13 protein-coding genes and 1 pseudogene are annotated in these 15,243 nt (G+C 55.5%); 1 reads left to right on the top strand and 13 read right to left on the bottom strand.

What is annotated here, in order from left to right:
• Positions 1-22 precede the first annotated feature (22 nt).
• On the top strand, positions 23-223 hold the full coding sequence (locus AC1V0D_RS00855; protein WP_482906861.1) for a hypothetical protein: 201 nt from the start codon (positions 23-25) through the stop codon (positions 221-223).
• Here the strand turns inward: AC1V0D_RS00855 and AC1V0D_RS00850 are convergent.
• The 13 genes and pseudogenes from AC1V0D_RS00850 to AC1V0D_RS00790 all read right to left on the bottom strand — a co-directional run bounded on the left by AC1V0D_RS00850 (position 207) and on the right by AC1V0D_RS00790 (position 15,243).
• Positions 207-2,747: a hypothetical protein gene (locus tag AC1V0D_RS00850; RefSeq protein WP_482906860.1), complete on the bottom strand. Its 2,541-nt coding sequence runs from the start codon at positions 2,745-2,747 to the stop codon at positions 207-209. The two genes, AC1V0D_RS00855 and AC1V0D_RS00850, sit on opposite strands and share 17 nt — an antisense overlap.
• Complete coding sequence (locus AC1V0D_RS00845) at positions 2,747-4,417, bottom strand: hypothetical protein (RefSeq protein ID WP_482906859.1); 1,671 nt, start codon at positions 4,415-4,417, stop codon at positions 2,747-2,749. Before AC1V0D_RS00845 ends, AC1V0D_RS00850 begins: the two co-directional genes overlap by 1 nt.
• The gene (locus tag AC1V0D_RS00840) at positions 4,414-6,843 is read right to left on the bottom strand and encodes a hypothetical protein (protein ID WP_482906858.1); all 2,430 of its coding nucleotides are present in this window, start codon (positions 6,841-6,843) and stop codon (positions 4,414-4,416) included. The genes AC1V0D_RS00845 and AC1V0D_RS00840 overlap by 4 nt, the downstream gene beginning before the upstream one ends.
• Before the next feature lie 184 nt (positions 6,844-7,027).
• Positions 7,028-7,507 carry a hypothetical protein gene (locus tag AC1V0D_RS00835; RefSeq protein ID WP_482906857.1) on the bottom strand — a complete coding sequence of 160 codons (480 nt, stop codon included), beginning with the start codon at positions 7,505-7,507 and terminating at the stop codon, positions 7,028-7,030.
• Positions 7,482-7,925 carry a hypothetical protein gene (locus AC1V0D_RS00830; RefSeq protein ID WP_482906856.1) on the bottom strand — a complete coding sequence of 148 codons (444 nt, stop codon included), beginning with the start codon at positions 7,923-7,925 and terminating at the stop codon, positions 7,482-7,484. The genes AC1V0D_RS00835 and AC1V0D_RS00830 overlap by 26 nt, the downstream gene beginning before the upstream one ends.
• Entirely contained in the window at positions 7,922-10,231 is a 2,310-nt protein-coding gene (locus AC1V0D_RS00825; RefSeq protein WP_482906855.1) for a phage nozzle protein, read from the bottom strand. Before AC1V0D_RS00825 ends, AC1V0D_RS00830 begins: the two co-directional genes overlap by 4 nt.
• Positions 10,232-10,834 carry a phage connector family protein gene (locus tag AC1V0D_RS00820; protein WP_482906854.1) on the bottom strand — a complete coding sequence of 201 codons (603 nt, stop codon included), beginning with the start codon at positions 10,832-10,834 and terminating at the stop codon, positions 10,232-10,234. It abuts the gene before it with no gap.
• Between the two features lie 52 nt (positions 10,835-10,886).
• Positions 10,887-11,138 carry an Ig-like domain-containing protein gene (locus AC1V0D_RS00815; protein ID WP_482907390.1) on the bottom strand — a complete coding sequence of 84 codons (252 nt, stop codon included), beginning with the start codon at positions 11,136-11,138 and terminating at the stop codon, positions 10,887-10,889.
• Positions 11,139-11,189: 51 nt separating this feature from the next.
• Positions 11,190-11,588: pseudogene (locus AC1V0D_RS00810) on the bottom strand (Bbp16 family capsid cement protein); the annotation flags it as partial.
• Positions 11,589-11,599: 11 nt separating this feature from the next.
• Positions 11,600-12,598, bottom strand: coding sequence for a major capsid protein (locus tag AC1V0D_RS00805; RefSeq protein ID WP_482906853.1), 999 nt, complete (start codon positions 12,596-12,598; stop codon positions 11,600-11,602).
• Between the two features lie 14 nt (positions 12,599-12,612).
• Entirely contained in the window at positions 12,613-13,293 is a 681-nt protein-coding gene (locus tag AC1V0D_RS00800; protein ID WP_482906852.1) for a hypothetical protein, read from the bottom strand.
• Positions 13,286-13,570 carry a Bbp19 family protein gene (locus AC1V0D_RS00795; RefSeq protein ID WP_482906851.1) on the bottom strand — a complete coding sequence of 95 codons (285 nt, stop codon included), beginning with the start codon at positions 13,568-13,570 and terminating at the stop codon, positions 13,286-13,288. Before AC1V0D_RS00795 ends, AC1V0D_RS00800 begins: the two co-directional genes overlap by 8 nt.
• 17 nt (positions 13,571-13,587) lie before the next feature.
• Positions 13,588-15,243: a portal protein gene (locus tag AC1V0D_RS00790; RefSeq protein WP_426607444.1), complete on the bottom strand. Its 1,656-nt coding sequence runs from the start codon at positions 15,241-15,243 to the stop codon at positions 13,588-13,590.

The raw sequence follows: 15,243 nt of genomic DNA, 5'->3' as shown, positions 1-15,243 counted from the left end.
AGATCCTGCGGTAAGAGGTTTGATGCGAAACATTCAGACAAGCGACATTGAAATGACCGCCATTGCGGCGGCGGTGCTATCTATTATCTCCATCCCTTATCTGGATTGGTGGGGATTACTGGTAGGCCCAACGATGGTAATGATGTTCGCGCGGGCCTATTACTCAATGGCTTTTGTGGTGTGGATTGGCGAAACCTTCAAAAGGCTTATCGGCCGAGCATGAATTGCGACGGCGGCACAAGGAAATCGTTGCCCTGATTTTTCCTGATGTTCTGCTCGTAACGGTGCAGAGACCCGGGAGATAGCGCTTCCTGCAGCTGATTAAGGATGAGATAGTTCATCACGGGGCGCGCCCAGAAAAGATTCATGAACGGCGTGTGGTCGACTGTGAACCTGAAAGCATCTCCCGCCTTAGCATCTCCAGCCCTGGCTTTCTGGAACAACGTTACGATCTCATCAAGGTTTCCCGCGACAGGCCCAGCTAGCGAGGTTACCGGCCCATTACCGAAACGGTTTGCTTCGCCGAAAAGGAAGTCACCGAATATCCCCAGCCCGCCACCCTGCGCAGCTGCAGCCAGCAGTGTTTTGCTATCTGCCGGCCGCGGCGTCTGCCCCTTCAGCATCAGCTTGGTCTGCATGGACAGGTATCCGAACGTGGTCATCCACAGGAAAAGCTGAGCCAGTCCGACCATCTCACCCTTCCCGCTTTTGAAAAGTGCGTTCTGCACGCTTCCCCATCGCCCTTGCCCCAGAGGTGCAGGCGTGTAGCCGCGACCAAATACCTCACGACCCAGTGCCTGCTGCATGAAAGATGCGGTAAAGGATTTGTACTGTCCGATAAAGCGAAGCAGTTCACCTTCTACCGTTCCCGGTTGCGTCCCTTGCTTCATCAGTGCGCGGGTTCGAGCTGTAGGCTCTGTCATTGCCACCATGACGCGATCGAGCACATATCCACGCAACTTATCAGCCAGTTGCTCACGGCCTGCCTGAATGCTTTTCTCGTTTACGTTGACGTTGCGATCGGAAACATACTTCGCAATCACATCATCTGGTATGGAGTTAATGCCGTCAGGCGTCATGAACTTGCGACCCTCTGAGCCCTTCAACTCCATCTGGCGATAAATGTTCCACTCAGCCTCACCTATGCCGTGCAGGTCAAGGGCACGCTTTAAATCGCCGTTCAGCGATGCGTGTACGGAACCGGCGTTGTCAGCCAGCCAGTGAGAAATCATCGTGGCCGTCGTGTTACGTGAAGCATCTGTCCACCAGTTAAGGCCGTTGAGCTTGAAGAACTGGCGCTGCAGGCGGGAAACCTTGCCGGGAAGAGTAACGTCTCCAGAGAAGCGCTGCAGAATTTCATCGCGCATAGAGTCGGCGTAAACGCCAAGTGAGCTCAGAATCTGCTTCTGCTCAGGTGCTGAATATCGCTTGAGTCGTCCCTGGATAGACTCTGTAAGCGCCTGCGGAAAACTTTTCCCCTGATAGCGAAGCTCCAGCGCGTTACTGGCAAGGTCGTTGAAGGATGAAATCAGCGCGCCGCCAAGCTTAATCATTGAGTCCACTGCGCGGGTCGTTGATCCAAAACGCGCCAGCGCTGTTGAGCCCGGGATATTTGTTGCGCCGGTAACCTCTGCCATCTGGCTTTTGATCTGGCTGCGGCGGGCATCCGTGAAGGCGCGCAGACCTTTTTCATTTCCGCGCAGATCGTTAGAAACTGTATCTGCCAAATAGTTAAGCATGTTCTCCGGGTTTGTACCCAGAACACGCATCAGGCCAGTGTTGCGGGCTGACGACTCAAGTCCGCCAAATATCGCTTCACGCAGGCTGCCAACACCGTATTGCTGATTGTACTCGTGCCATGCAATACCGTCTTTAAAGTGCAGCACGCGCTCCTGACTGGCACGGCGTGCAACGTTCTGCGAGCCTTTGAAGCCTTTCATCCAGTCAGGCTTTTCAGAGGACAGGTGGACACCAGATGCCAGACCGTCATATACGTTTCGCATAAAAGCATCAGTGTCTGTAATACCCTCAAAAGTGGCATTGTCCAGCCGTGGCAAAATTGACTGCTTCCACGCATCAAAGCCTGCGGCGCGGATTTTCATCATGTCATGCCCCTGACGGGCGATATAGCCAGGCATCTTACGTATCCACGCACCCGCTTTGTTGGCGTCAATGCGCGCAGCTTCCTGCCATTTGGTGATGATCTCCGCAATCTTCACTGACTCCGGGCGGAGGCTGTTGGTCGCTTCCCCCTTGCCCAGTCGCCACATCGCATCTGCAACTTCACCGTCATTTGTGCCGGCGGCCAGAAACTTCAGCACATCAGCCTGTTCAAGGTCATGATTCAGGCCTGACAGGTATTTAGAGCGCAGCTGAAACTGCTCTGATGATGCGGATGATCGGCTGCCCGTGCGCGCCTCATTGCGACCAACCAGAATGGCAGACAGACCAATATCAGGGCGGTCAGGGAAGCTGTCGCGCAGGAATGCCAGCCGCTCTGCTGCAACCCGGGTGTTGATTGCCTTGTTGCGGGCTTCAATGACGTTTGCCAGCTTCTCCTGATTACCCAAGTCCTCAGCTGCACGCAGAGCTGCATCCTGCAATGAAATGCCTTCGTTCTCAGCCCGGATGCGCTTTACGGTTGTTTCCATGTCGCGCACCAGTGTTTCCATTTCTTGCTCAGACAGCTCGCGACCGGCTGCCTTGTTGACCGCCTGCTCGCATTGCGTCAGAAACTGATTAGCCATTACATTCTCCTGAGCATACAAGCTGCATATTCCTGATACCCTTTAACCAGACTTTCGTCACTGGCCTGCTTCTGAATTTCACCCAGCGCCTCACGCAGTTCCGGAGAGTCCAGTTCATCAACGCGACTTCTAGCCAGCGCCAGCTCAGATTCAAAATCTTCCTGAGCATTCAGCAGGTCAGCATCATCACGACTTGCTCGCTGGTAGTCTGCTTCTGCATCCCTGCTGGCATTCACTGTAGATGGCTCGGTGTCGCTGCGCGGTCCCTTTCTGATTTGCTCAATAGATGACTCACGCAGTTCGGGTGCGGTCATATCGAAGAAAGGCTCAACGTCTGGCAATTTACCCTGCATCATGTGCGACAGTCCTGCTCTAAAAGCATTCTGCCGCTGAGTCCAGTGGGCGTCATCGATTCTCTGCGCGGCTGTTCGTACCCCCTCAGCGAGAGAAGTGCGCTGCAGCCCGGACTTTATCTGAACGGCACGCTCGCTGATTCTTCCTGCCAGTCCGTCAGGGATTTCTCCACGACCGATTGCGCTTAGTTCCCCAGTGGCTTTTTCTGCCGCCGCATTACCTTCGAGCGCCTGATTTATTTCGTCGTTACGCGAGGATAGGGCCTGCTTTTCACTCTCAATATCAGCCAGCGCTCGCTGTCGTGCATCGCGATACTTAATGCGCTGTTGCTGGTATTGCTCAGTCCGCGACTTCAGCGTTGCATCCAGTCGACTGGAAGCATGCTCATTTGCGGCCATCTCCGCCCGCAGATCAGCTACGTTATCGATTCGCCCCTGCTGCAGGTTCTGAAGTGACTGCTGATACTCAGGGATTACGTCATCATATGCGCGACTGTAGGCGTAATTGTCAGCCTCGCGCGAAATGGTCTGGTCAAGTAACGGCGATGCATTATCAGGCTCACCTGCTGATGCGCGGCTCGGCGATACCGGCTCAGAAACAGGCTCAACACGCGCTGCTGTTTCAAGTGGCGACTCACTGGTGACAGTGGGCCTCCGCCCCCTAACCAAATCGGCAATTACTCCGCCACCGGCATGAAGCAGGCCGCCGCCGACAGTGCCATAGAAAAGATTCTCCATGGCGCTTCCCAGCGTGAAATCATCACCCTCTGCCGCCGATGCCATTGCCATGGTCGGAAGAGTTGCGCCGGTCTGGATGCCGCCCATTGCGGCACCCTGCAGAAATCTCTCTCCGGCTCGACCAAGTAAAGTGGCGGCGCGAGCCTCACCGGCGAAAGGAATCAGGGCCAGAGCTAGGTTACCCGGGTCAGCCATAGCTCCAGCTAGGTTTGCCATCACGTTAAGCGGAGTTGCAACAAAGCCGGATGGGGCAGCAGCAGCTATTTGCTGCTGCGCCAGCGTATCCTTTCGGTTCGACACCACATTATCCAGATAGGTCTGGGTAACGCCTTCATCCGGGATGTTGATGCTCTTAACACCGTACTGCTTCAGCGTCGCATCAGCCTGAGCCTTAGGCACCATTGCAGATGAAGAATCATTCAGTTGCCCGTAAGCACGGTTCAGGCGTAAAGCCGAGTTAAACGGACCCTCATCAAACCCCTGCTCGAAAGTAGCAGCAAGCGATTCACCAAGACCTGACGCGGCATTGCCAATCGGCTGGTTAATACCCTGACCAGGGTCTTGTGTGTAAATCGTCAACGCTGTACTCCTTGCTGAAAGTTATCACCGAACAATGCGCGCTCCGGTGTCATGCCGCCTTTTTTCGCGTCAAACTTGGTGGGCGATGAGAAGAACTTGCCGATGCTGTTGAGTAACCCGCGATTCTGCTGGCCTGATTTTGAAAGCTCATCGAAGCTGGCAGTAATAGGCGCGCCATTACTACCATTCACAACAAGACCATTCAGGGTTAACAGCAGGCCGGACTCGTCTGCATTTGTAACCCACTCGGCGTTATCACGAATACGCGACAGGCTTTGCTGCCGATTAATCTCGTCACCCAGTCGCGGGTCACCCTGCAGAGGCATAATCTGGTCTGCCTTCAGGTTTTCCAGATAATGGTTCGCTCCATCGCGGACGTCGCTCAAATCGAGACCGTATTTAACCGGCAGGCGCCATGAGCCCTGAGTCTGATACTGCGAGCCGAGGACATCCTGATAGGCCTGCTTCGCAGCATCGCCCGGGCTCATCCCTTTCTGAATGTTGAGGTAGGTAAGGCGACGCCCCTGCTCGTTGAAGTTGTTCCAGACGCCAACTCCACCTGGCTGATTAACCATCGTGGTAGCAAAGTCCTTTGACTGGCTGGCCCACTCACTGTCTGCAGAGTCAGATGCACCCTTGTTATCCGTATTGATGGCGTCTTTGATATCGCCAGTTTTAACGTTGCGGTTTTGCCACAGTGTGTTTGCCGATCGCGGGTTATCCGCTGCCATGACAACCTGAAGAACGGGGCCTGCTTTCTTCTGGACCTGTTGCATCACCTGGTCGGCATAGGGCCCGAACTGACCGGCAATACCCTGAATTGCAGCCACGCTCTGCTCCTTACTGGTGTCAATCTGCTGAAGAATGCCATCAGCCAGCGCATCCGGAAGGACGTCCTTGCTCTTTATTCCCAGCCGAGACTTGTCCACCAGAATGGCCTGAGCCAGTAGAGCTCCCTGAGATGGGTCCTGCTGGTAGGTCTGGTAAGCCGCCTTCACTTCAGGGGAGTTCTGGGCCAGCCACCCGCCCGGGTCCTTTTCACGCGCACCGATTACCTGCTGATATTTCTGGACGGCCTGCTGGTACCGCTGCTGACGGAAAGCAAAATCATCCTCGCTTCCTGTTGGTCTGATGCTTTGCACTGACGCCAGTCCCTCACCTGCCGACTTCGTATTGATGTCGGAGTAGATGGGCTGAAGCTGATTAAGCAGTGCGTACTGCTGGAACTGCTTATCCAGAATTGTCAGTTGCTCAGGCGTGGCATCATGCGGTGCGGTGCTCATCCACTGCTCGCGGCTGATTGGGTTCGCAACCGGATTGCCAGACTCAATCAGAGCCGTGTCATTGCGCATCTGGTCCTGCATCAGGAGTCGGCGCTGCGTGTTCTGCTGGTCCACCTTAGCCTGCGCCTGATTGATAATTCCGTTTGTCTGCTGTGGAGTTAACTGGCCCCACGGAACGCCCGGAGCAAGCTGATTCGGATCGCTTTGCGATGACCACGCGCGACTCAGTTGAGAGTCGCTAACCGGAGCGCCATAACCCTCCTGACGGGCCATTGCTTTGGCAACAGCTGTCATTTGCTGCGGGTCATCCGGATTTATTTTGGCGTCGACAGGGATTCCGGTTTGCTGGCTTACTGACTGCGCATACTGGGCAGGGTCATTGTTATCTCCAGCCGGAGCCCATTTACTGATGAGGCTGGAAAGCGTATCGCTGCCATTGTTGATATGGTTGCGCATCAGCTTCAGGCCAGCGCGAAATCCGTGGTCAGGCGTGTCAAACTGCTCAAAGCCAGTGCCGTTATCGCCGCCCTTTCCCGCCCAATTATTCGTATTGCTGAAGCGGATATTCAGCGGGTTGTTATTTCTGGTAGCCAGAGTGGAAGGCGAGCCTGATGGCATTGATGCGCCATCTCCGGAACCAATGGTCTGGGCTGCCTGAAATGCACCGTGCTGGTCGATTACGTGCTGAGCATCCTTCTGGATGCCATACTGCGCCGCCGACAGCGCCCACATGTTTCGGGAGCGGCTGGCTATCTCAGCCTTAGTTGCCGGGTCCAGATCGCTCTGGTCTATCGCCTGCAGATGCGCCACAGCCAGCGCCTTAGCTGAGTTCGGGTCCTGCAGAATGGCATTGCCGACAGCGGATGCACTGTCATTCAGGTTAGCGACTGAAATCTGCTTAGCCTGATTCTGCCCCCAGTTTATCGCCTGATTCTCAAGTTGGCCGCGTGACTGCGCCCAGCGAAGGGTGTAGTCCTGCTTTTCGGTGTCGCTCATGCCGGGGTGCTGGGAGAAGAAATCTTCCTGGTGTTGCTTAATTAGCTGCTGAGCGGCCGGGATGTAGTCGATGCCGTCTTTCGATTGCTGCTGAGCGTCATTCAGCGCCTTGCCTAGTGATGACTGAGAATTAACAAAGTCAGTCATGTACTGCGTGCCGCGAACTGAGTTCTGCTGCTGCTGCAGTCTGACGGCCGCATCGGCAAAGGAGTTGACGCCCTGCTGGAGCATCTGAGTATCAGTTGACTGCGACGGCAGGTTAACCGGAGATGGGCCGCCAGCGCGTAACCCTACCTGACGATCGTATACCGGAATTCGTGCCATTATTAACCTACCGTTTTGTCATTGCCGAAGTGCTGTAGTAACTTCCTGCCGCGCCACTAATGCCACCCAGCAGACTGACCAGACCGGGACGCTGTGCTTTTGCCTGAGCCCGCTGTGCCGCCGCCTGATTCTGCAGCTCAACCATCTGCATTCTGCCGTTATAGTCAGCAGTTGCCGCGTCCATCTCAGTGTCGATCGCGGTTGAGCGCTGAATGAGTGCGTTGCTGCCTCCGCTCCCGGTGCCGTTATCAGCAAACGCAGCTGCCTGACCCGCAAGAGCCTGACTCCCCTGCCTGCGAATCTGCGCAGTTTGCGAGCCGGTCTGTAGCGCAACAGTACGTGCCTGCTGATCAAGCAGTGACGCGTTGTAGTTGCTGTTGCGTGATGCCGTGTAGCCCTGAGCCATTGCGCTTACGCTGTTCAGACCCGATGAGGCAACGGATGACCATGCGGCTGGGTTGTTATTTACTGCCTGTGTAAACTGCATCGCCAGACCTCACTATGCTGTACATTTTGGCGTCCTCACCATCTGGTCCTGCGCGACGCATGGTTCCTTCATACTCAAACCCGATCAGCTCTAGCCACCTTTCTGCCTCCGGAAAGGAGGACATGGTTTCGAGCCTGACATAGTCATTCAGGCCTGCAGCAATAAGCCGCCTTGCCGCCCGGTACAGCTGAGTCCACTGGTGAGGGATGTCTTCTGTGACAATCAGGTACAGATAGGCCCGGATAGGGTTAAGCTCAACCAGACCTCCGATAGCGATAACGCGATCATCAATCACACCTGTAAAGCTGTGATAGCTGGCTAACTGCTGTGCACGCTCTGGCGTTCTCTCCAGCGATGACTGGCTTTTCTGCGGAATAATGTCCAGCAGGTGGTGAGGTTCGTAGGGGATTATTTTCATTCGCCGGTTGTCCATGAACGGGGATAAATCGCAACCAATGTCATCGGCAGAGGCTGGTCCTGAACTACTCTGATGCACCCCTGAGTGTCATAACCTCCGGCGAAATCGATATCCCGGTCATCAGTAAAAGCAGCTGGCGGCTTATCCATGAGGTCGGAGTAGTCACGGCTTTCTATGGTGTCCAGATATTTGCCGCCCAACTGGCCCGCCTTTCCACCCAGCGTATTAACGAATCTGAGTGTCAGCTTGCTGATACGCTTGGTTTTACCCTGCGAGGTGCCGGCCGTGCCGCCCGCCTCCAGTGGCAGGGTGACAAGTTCAGATCGGTATAACAGACCTACGTGAACGACTGATGCCGATGCCTCAAGGGAGATGCTCCCACTGGTCACAACGACTTCTGTATGCACCGCTCCGTCAGTGACCACTGACACTTTTTCACCTTCAAGGTGCGTCAGGCCTGAGATGGTTTTGGTCGGAGCGCCACGATAGCTAAGTCCGCAGTCAACATAAAACGCTTCTGATAACGATTCAGTAGAGGCGTCCCACGCTGCTCTCAGATACTCGACATAGCGCTTTGTTTCGCCATTGATGGTTCGCTTCACCACGATCCACAAATCATCCCTGATACCGTCAGGGTCTGGGATGCAGGAGACAGCCTCCACATCGCCATTCAAATCGTGACGATGCCATGCGGTAACTTTCTGTTCATCGTTGTAGGTCATTGCGACCAGTGAACCATCAGCGAGTACGACCCAAAGAACATAGTCGGGCTCCTGCTGCCAGGCCATATCAACAATGCCCGCCCGGGTTATGTGCTCCGCAAGGATTGTCACGTCGCTGGTGCTGTATGAGCCGCTCTCTAAGTCGGACAGGACTGCCCTGACTTTGCATCCGGCGCGCTGAACAAACATCGACGTAGCACCAACCTGCACTGCGTTGACGCCTTTTGAGCCATAAGATGATTCTTTGGTTATCTGAATGTTGTCGGGCCCGAATGCAGCCGTCGTGGTTGAAGGTGAGCATGTATGCTCTCCACCCGCGGTGCCAACCAACAGAGATGAACCGGGTGCCAGCCATTGAATGGTATTGGTTGAATCGGCCTCAATCTGAACGTTAATTGCATCGTCAGACTGAACCTCATACCCATTCGTCATGGTGGTGAAGTTCTCATAGTCGGAAGCTACAGAGAACCACAGCTTGCCACGCGCCGCGAACAGGAGTCGGTTCTTATAGAAAGCCACCTTTGTTGGGAATCCATACTTCGGCGACCACTCACCAAACGCCCATTTGTAGGTATCCCCTGCAGATCCCCGCACGCTTGGCGGGAGCTCAGTCAGAATTTTGCCAACGGCCTGCGTAGCGCTCACGACCGAAGTGATTTGGATAATCCCCCATCCGCCATTTGAATAACGCCATAAAACTGCGTTGGCTGAGCCGTCACGGTGGGCGCCGGATGTCCATGTAGGCTGGGTGGCACCAGTGTTGTTGCCCTCCATATCCTCGTAGTATTTCCCATCGCTGCGGCAGAACATACCCGCCTGAAACGTCGCATCTGTCCCGGCCTCCCACGATGGGATATAGCCGTTTTTGCCAGTTCCATCCGTCACACCGTCGGTGCTGGCCTCAATATAAAAAAGCCCGCCCACATGTCTCGAATCGAAAATAGCCGAGTTGGCGCTGATGGTGCACTGTGTGGTTGTGGTTGGCGTACCGTCCGGACGCGTGGCTCCATTCGCTGACCAGATGCGGAACTGGTCAGTGCGAACCGTGATGGTGCGATCTGAGTTGATATCGCGGAACGGCCCATGTGCGCCGGAGTAATCGAAAGCTTCAATTGTCCAGTTTGTATTGGATTCGCGCGACAGCTTGTAAGGAGGCAGGTTGCCGGTATGCGTGCAGATGTAGATGACATCGCCGCTCTGAACCATCGAAAGCCCAAACCCGCCATCACTGTTAGTCAGTTCGCCAGCGACAAATGGAGTCTCTACCTCCAGAGTTCCGCCGTCTGAGTTAAGCGCTACGCCATGGTCGGAATAGAATCGGATGTACTGAGGGCCGAACTCAAGAATAAACGCCTGCGTAGTGTTGAACTCGAACTTGGCCAGCCATACTCGCTGTCCTGAGTTTTTCACTTCAGAAACGAAGTAGGTGCCGCCGCGGCGCTCTGCAGGACCCTGAGAGCGAGGGATGAAATTCAGCATCGACTTAACGCCGGATGACCACTTTTCAAAGTTGGTCTGCCCCATCATCAGCGGGGAAAACTCACCGGCATTGAAGCTATTTAGTGATGGGGAAGCTGATGGCATTTATAACCTCGATGTTAACCAGGATGTTTCCTGCTGCTTAATGCGTGGTCGCTCGATGGCACTGGCTGCGCGGGCTGCCTTAATGGCTGCGTCAAAGTCCTGTCCGGCCGCCTGCTTTTTGGTCGATGACTGCGTGATGGATTCGCACATCTCATAAGCAAGTAAGCAAGCGAACGCTTCAGCGAAAGAGCTATCCCACTGCGACGGGTCTGTGACTTTAGCGCCGTAGCGTAGGTGCAGCGGGGCCTCTATGTCAGTCAGTATCTTCCGCCCTTCAATCTGCCAGGGTGAATCACGAAGCTGGTCAATAGCGCCTGATAGCGGGCTCATCAGCGCGCTATTAAGCACCTCATCCATCCGGAGGAAGTCGGAGGGAAGCTGATACTGGTGTGAGTATCCATAAGCTGGCGACTCACTGAGGGCCGCAAGCTTTGCCCGCCTGATGGAGAACGCCCAGCGATAGTCACGAAGCAGGCTTTCAAGCAAACCGTCATAAATCGCCTCGATCGTTCTGGAAGCTTTGTTGTTGTCCGTCTCGCTCATCAGGCGCTCTTCGCCCAGCTTCACTAAAGCGCGGTTTATGACGATTATCTTGGTAGTCATATCTCACCATTAAAAAAGCCCTCCGGAGAGGGCTGTATCTGATACATCAGAGTTAGGCAGCGGTAACTGTGATGGTGCTGGTCGCCGTGTGGCCGCCGTCTGCGGTGGTGACGGTGATAGTCGCCGTGCCTGCAGCAACACCTTTCACCGTGATGGTATTGCCGGAACGAGTCACGGTTGCCACAGCGGTGTTGGATGAGGTTGCAGAGATCGCCGGGTTGCTCGCGTCAGAAGGCGACACGCTGGCTGTCAGGGTTACGTTCGCACCCACGGCCACGCTGGCAGTGGTCGGGCTGACGCTCACGCCGGTAACAGAAACGTTAGTGACCGCTGAGAAGTCTGGCGTCGGAGAGCCAGCCGGGTAAGCGCGATAGCCATCCGGACCGAGCAGCAGCGATGCTGTTACGGCGCCAGCGGTGCCGGCGCCTGCCACGGTGTAGTTGACGCGCAGATAGCGCTCAGTGCGTGACGGAACAACAACACGAACTGGCTGTGCACCTGCAGTCAGGTCGGCTACGGGGATCGCCGCAGACTGATACAGGGTTGACCATGCGCTGTTATCCGGGCTGGTTTGCAGCGTAACGGTGAGTGAAGTCAGTCCAGCGAATGCTGCACCAACCTGCACAGCCAGATAAACCGGCTCACCGATGCCGATATCGCGGTCGACACCGAGGTCAACCACGTTGGTTGATACGGCGGTCGCAGTGACCGCCTGAGCGTTCGAGAACGTCAGCTCATTATCAAGAATTGCCATTGCTTAGCTCCTTACGCTACAGCAGTTTCGCCATCGATAATGGCATCGGTTTCGCGGAACGGCATGCCACGGAAATCAGTCCATGGTCGGCCTTCGGTGTCTTTGATGATGTTCAGGCCGAGAGATGGTTTCTCCACCGCCTGCATGTCAAAGAAGCCGCCAAGCGTGCGGTTCATGTAAATGCCCATGCGAGCGCTGCGGTCTGGCAGGATGTGAGTCGCTGCAATCATCAGGCGCACCAGGTCTGTAGCGAACTTGCCGTTGGCCTTTTCGTCCAGCATTTTGGTTACGTCGATATTCGCGATACGCACCACGTAGCGCCAGTCACGGACAGCCAGGCCGGTTTTCCACTGGAAGTGATCGCGATAGCCTTCGTACGGATCACCATCCGCATCGAAAAGCGTCTGCTGGCCCTTGTCGGTATGGCTGAGGCCGGCTTTAGAGCCTTTCGGGTACAGGCCATGAACAGTCTGATCGCCCCAGCCCACGATGTAGATCGAGGTCAGGTTGCTGCCTGTGCCGCCAGCGTCGATGATGTTTTTGCCGTTCTCTGCGTCTTTGTCGTTATAACGCGTCGCAAAGCCATCGAATGAAGCAGGGTCGTTCGCCTTGTTGCCATAGAACAGAGTTGAGGCCATCTGCTGGTTCATGCCTTCAATAAAGGCCTGAGCTTCGGACAGGCGGAATGCACCGGTGTTGCCGTTCAGGTCAGCCAGCTCTTTATCGACCTCAGAGTAGGTTTCCATGATCGCAACAGCTTCATCGACCTGCGCTGTGGTCGACTTGCCTTTACTCACACCCTTGTTGATGCGACGCCACTGAGCGGCGGGCAGCGAGGTGCGAACGGTGGTGCGGTGGTGGGTCGGCGCGTTGGATTCGATGAACGGCATATCCAGTAGGATAGGGTTCTTCTGGTTCAGCATCTCAATGATGCGAGCCTGTTTCAGGTCGGGGTCCTGACGCTTAGCCCAGTCGGCCAGGGTAAGGGCCGTGTTACCAATAATAGCCATCGGTTATGGTTCCTTTAGTTGCTTCCGTAGAAGATGTCTTCTGTTGATTTGGGTCCGCTCTGAGACGGCTCGCCATTGATGACCTTCGCCTCGGAAAGCGACTGGCCGATTTTGTGGAATGCTTTGACGATGTGAGGATTGCTACCCAGCCCGCTCTCTTTCAGCGCCTGAATGGCTTCAGGTGCCAGATACGCAGAGATGGCCTTGTTGGCTACTGCAACATTGGTATCGAAGTTATTGCCCCACTCCTTGCGGATGGCAGCAACATTCTCTGTGGCCTGTTGCTCGCGCTGCTGATTAAACTGCTCAACCATCTGCGACTGCTGGGTGTTGTACCACTCAGCGATACCCTGAGCCTGCGACTTGCTGAGCCCAAGCTCATGCATCTTGCCGCTGGCCGCGCCGGCAAACTCACCGCTGTCACCTTCTGGTACTGGCAGCTCATAGCCATCAGCCGTCTCAGGTCGTCCGAGTTTGTTCCAGACGTTGCCCCAGCCCTCTGCATCACCCTCTGCAGGAAGTGCTGAAAGGAACGGCTCTGCGGGCTGCTGCTGTTCGTCACCGCCCAGCAGATTGGTGCTGTTTGACTGCGGCTGGCCTTCAGTGCCCGCTTGAAGAATGTCACCTGCACCAGACTGGTCGGCTTCACCGGCTTCGTTCATGTAAACGCGAATAAGGTCACGAATGTTAAACATCGGTTTTCTCTGCCTCGTTGATAATTCGGATCAGCTCTTCCTGGTCGAGCTGAAGATATTGAGAGATGCGACTCATCACTTCGCGACGGCCTTCAGCCACGCACGTTGCCAGCGGGTCTACCTGCCGGTGAATAGGTGATACCGTCACGCTGGACTTATTCACCCGGCAGAAGTCACCCAGCACCTTGATAACAATCTCCTGCTCTTTGGTGCGCTTGCCAGTGGTGCCAAATACCGCCCTAAAGGCACGCGCACGCCTCAGAATTAATCTGCTCATGTCATCCCTTCAGGTGGTTATTGCGGTGCGGGTAGTGGTGTATTGGCTTTCTGGTTAGCAGATGCCAGCTTGTCAGCTGCGGTCGCGATGTTCGGCGCGGCGTTAAGCAGGTTGTTCAGCTGCTCCTGCTGCGCCTGAGCCGCTTTGGCTTCCTGCTCTTCCTCTTCGGTGAGCAGCAGGGACAGCGGCATACCGTTGATGTCAGCCAGCTCCCTGATTGCCTTGCCGTACTTCACAAGGCCGAGAACGCTTGGATCGAACTGTGCGGCCTGACTGACAACTCCCAGCGTGGTGAGGATGCCCTGCCCCTGCTCTGCGCGCTGCATACGCACCAGCGGAGATTTGTAGTCGATGTCATATTCCATCCCGGCATCGATAAGCTGCTGAGGCGGATCGGGCAGCAGGCCGTTACGGGCGCAGATATCAATCTCACGCTCAATCATCGGACCAAGCTGCTCTGACATGATTCGACCGGCAGTCGGGGCCATGAGCTGGCCTTTTTCCTGAGCGCGCAGCATCGCCTCTGTTGCCGTCATCTGTGGGTTATCCACCAGAATCTGGAACAGCGTGACGAGGAAGACGTCATTAATCAGCTGGCGCTTCTGGTCCATCATCTCCAGCCCGAGATTAGGCTGGGAACCGGACGTGAAAGGCGCGGCCAGTGGTGAGCCGTTCGAGCTCATGCCACCGGGAATGATTGCCGCAGGCGTCAGGTTAAACGTGTCCAGCACACCATCATCAGCCACAAGAATCGGCGGACGGTTCGCTAGCTGCGCACCAATCAGCGTCTCACGGTTCATCTCGTTGAGCACTTTGATGTCTGGCAAAGCTGTCATGCCCGGACCGCGCCCGTATGTCTCACCGGGTGACTTGTAGTAGCGACCAATGCAGTACGGCATTGTGTGATAGCCGCTCTGCTGGACAATCTTCCGCCCTTCCTTGCAGATGTAATAGGACGCCCACGGCATGCCTGTGTGGTCCTGCTTCGGCTTACCGTCTTCGGTGAACTGGATTTCTGTGTTCGGACACACGCGGTGGATGAACTCAAACTTGCTCATCGGGGCTGATTCAGAGGCGCGCTGAATGCTCTCCGGCAGATTGTCTTTGCCAAACTGCTGTACAGCCTGCCGGGCGTTGAGTTTGAACTTGCGGTGAACGAGGTCGACGATACCCTGATAGTTCTCCTCGTAGTAAATCTCACGGAGGTGATACGTCAGGTAGCGCATGCCCTTGCCGGGCAGCTCGTCGACGTACATGCAGCCATTGCCAAATGCGCCCTGCGAGATGTAGTTCTCACTCATCTGGTTGGCGAAGTTGGCCCACGGCGCGTATCGCAGCCGGAACAGAACCTTTGTGACTTCCTCGAAGTACTCCTGCACTTCAGTGTCGTCGCTGAACCTCTCGTTCTGCAGGCCATGCCACGTCTGTGTACGAGGCGTAATAACTGACTCCATCGCTGCAGCAAATCGCTCAAGCGCAACAATCGGCGTTGAATCAATGGCCTTATCGGACTTCTTCTGACCGTCGCGAATCTCACCCTTGAAGTCAGCCCCGCGGGGTAAACAACGCTCTGCTACTTCCTGCCAGAGCTGCTCCCATGCTGACCGGGATGTTTCCATTGTCGACTGGTCGCGGAGTATCTGGTCAAGCAGTTCGTCGTTTTCCTTCGCCAT

Source organism: Pantoea sp. PA1 (assembly GCF_056856975.1).
Note: the sequence above shows the minus strand (reverse complement) of the source record. Positions and strands in the feature narration are given on the sequence as shown.

Bases quoted from the DNA above. Each gene is read 5' to 3' on its own strand.
- AC1V0D_RS00800 (WP_482906852.1), bottom strand. From the start codon at position 13,293: ATGTTTAACATTCGTGACCTTATTCGCGTTTACATGAACGAAGCCGGT.
- AC1V0D_RS00825 (WP_482906855.1), bottom strand. From the start codon at position 10,231: ATGCCATCAGCTTCCCCATCACTAAATAGCTTCAATGCCGGTGAGTTT.
- AC1V0D_RS00850 (WP_482906860.1), bottom strand. From the start codon at position 2,747: ATGGCTAATCAGTTTCTGACGCAATGCGAGCAGGCGGTCAACAAGGCA.
- AC1V0D_RS00790 (WP_426607444.1), bottom strand. From the start codon at position 15,243: ATGGCGAAGGAAAACGACGAACTGCTTGACCAGATACTCCGCGACCAG.
- AC1V0D_RS00820 (WP_482906854.1), bottom strand. From the start codon at position 10,834: ATGACTACCAAGATAATCGTCATAAACCGCGCTTTAGTGAAGCTGGGC.
- AC1V0D_RS00830 (WP_482906856.1), bottom strand. From the start codon at position 7,925: ATGAAAATAATCCCCTACGAACCTCACCACCTGCTGGACATTATTCCG.
- AC1V0D_RS00855 (WP_482906861.1), top strand. From the start codon at position 23: ATGCGAAACATTCAGACAAGCGACATTGAAATGACCGCCATTGCGGCG.
- AC1V0D_RS00805 (WP_482906853.1), bottom strand. From the start codon at position 12,598: ATGGCTATTATTGGTAACACGGCCCTTACCCTGGCCGACTGGGCTAAG.
- AC1V0D_RS00835 (WP_482906857.1), bottom strand. From the start codon at position 7,507: ATGCAGTTTACACAGGCAGTAAATAACAACCCAGCCGCATGGTCATCC.
- AC1V0D_RS00795 (WP_482906851.1), bottom strand. From the start codon at position 13,570: ATGAGCAGATTAATTCTGAGGCGTGCGCGTGCCTTTAGGGCGGTATTT.
- AC1V0D_RS00840 (WP_482906858.1), bottom strand. From the start codon at position 6,843: ATGACTGACTTTGTTAATTCTCAGTCATCACTAGGCAAGGCGCTGAAT.